Consider the following 1,439-nt stretch of genomic DNA (forward strand, 5'->3'; position numbering starts at 1 on the left):
ACAATCAACAAGATGTTAATTCTACAGACAATCCCCCTTGAAATTATATATAAATAATGCTATACTAAGTTTATTACAAAATTAGACAGAGGTGATCAAGTGCTCACTGTTTGTATGACGCTGATCGACGATGATGATAAATCAGAGTTCAGAAAAATATATGACTCTCTTGAAAGAAAATTGTTCGTATTCTCAATGTCAAAGTTACATAATAACGCATTGGCGGAGGAAGCTGTTTCTGAAACATTTTTGGCGTTAGCAAAAAATTTCAAAAAAATTCATAGTTTAGAACCAGCCGAAATAGTCGCTTATACAGTTATTATTAATAGAAACGTGTGTATCGATATTCTTGAAAAAGAAAATAAACACAGTATCAATGTCCAGATAGATGATAAAATTAAAGAGATATCTGAAGACTATGACCACATTGAAAAGCTTATTGTTGCTGATATGGTCGAAAAGCTGCCTGATATTTATCGTGACGTTATTATGATGAAATATTTTTATGGCTTTAAGGTCAATGAAATATCAAAGCAACTACATCTATCTGTTGGAGGAGTAAAATCAAGACTTGAACAAGCCCGAAAAATACTCAGAAAGGATATGAATGACGATGAGTGATACACGATCAGAATTAAAAAAGCTTGTGCCTTTGTATTGCAACGAATTAAATAGCCTAGACCTGTCATCATACAGCAATTATGAGTTTTCTGAGGACTATCTGAACAAAAAAGAAAAGCTCATAAAGAACCAAAGCCGCATCTATTATCCGCTTATCAAAACCACAGGACGAAGGATCGCTTCTGCCATAATTGCGGCAGCCATTATGGGTACAACGACTGTTGCCGCCTATGCACCTGCGAGAAATGCAGTAAGGAATTTCTTCCTGCGAATTTTCAATGATCACACCGTTGTATCTGTTCAACATGATAGCAAAGATATAGGCAATCACAAAAGCAAGATAGAAAAGCAATATAGCATTACTGTTCCGGAAGGCTTTGTTTTAGATGAAAGCGAAAGTGTTTCAACTGACGATCATATCGGATTATGCTATTATTCAAATGATAAGAAAAAGAGTATATATTTCGACCAATATACAGCGGATTCTTATTCTTCATATTATGATAATGAACGTGGTCATTTCAAAACTTCATCAGATAAATTCGGAAATGAGTTTATTTTATACACAAATGATGATTTCATAAGTATTTTGTGGGATAATGGTGAATATATATTTGAATTAAGCGGTGACATATCTGAATCAGAAATAATGGATATCTACTATTCTGTAAAATAGGAATTAATAGTGCATGGTGTGATACAGTACACTATTTTTATGCAATAATAACAAACCGTAATGCACATTATTGTGAAACCATACAAACTTGTGTATTTCAACCAGCCATTTTCACTGCTTTTTCAGTTTATATAATTGAAAG

General features: G+C 33.1%; 2 protein-coding genes. Both read left to right on the forward strand.

Annotated features, from left to right (window positions below):
• The first annotated feature begins 114 nt into the window (after positions 1 to 114).
• Complete coding sequence (locus DWW81_RS13010; RefSeq protein WP_147339808.1) at positions 115 to 621, forward strand: RNA polymerase sigma factor; 507 nt, start codon at positions 115 to 117, stop codon at positions 619 to 621.
• Positions 614 to 1,297: a DUF4367 domain-containing protein gene (locus tag DWW81_RS13015; protein ID WP_181984659.1), complete on the forward strand. Its 684-nt coding sequence runs from the start codon at positions 614 to 616 to the stop codon at positions 1,295 to 1,297. The genes DWW81_RS13010 and DWW81_RS13015 overlap by 8 nt, the downstream gene beginning before the upstream one ends.
• Positions 1,298 to 1,439: the final 142 nt, after the last annotated feature.

The organism is Ruminococcus sp. AF17-1AC (assembly GCF_003461385.1).
In the GTDB taxonomy this organism is placed as follows: domain Bacteria; phylum Bacillota; class Clostridia; order Oscillospirales; family Ruminococcaceae; genus Hominimerdicola; species Hominimerdicola aceti.

Excerpts from the sequence above, each read along its gene's own strand:
- DWW81_RS13010 (WP_147339808.1), top strand. The coding sequence starts at position 115 with ATGACGCTGATCGACGATGATGATAAATCAGAGTTCAGAAAAATATAT.
- DWW81_RS13015 (WP_181984659.1), top strand. The coding sequence starts at position 614 with ATGAGTGATACACGATCAGAATTAAAAAAGCTTGTGCCTTTGTATTGC.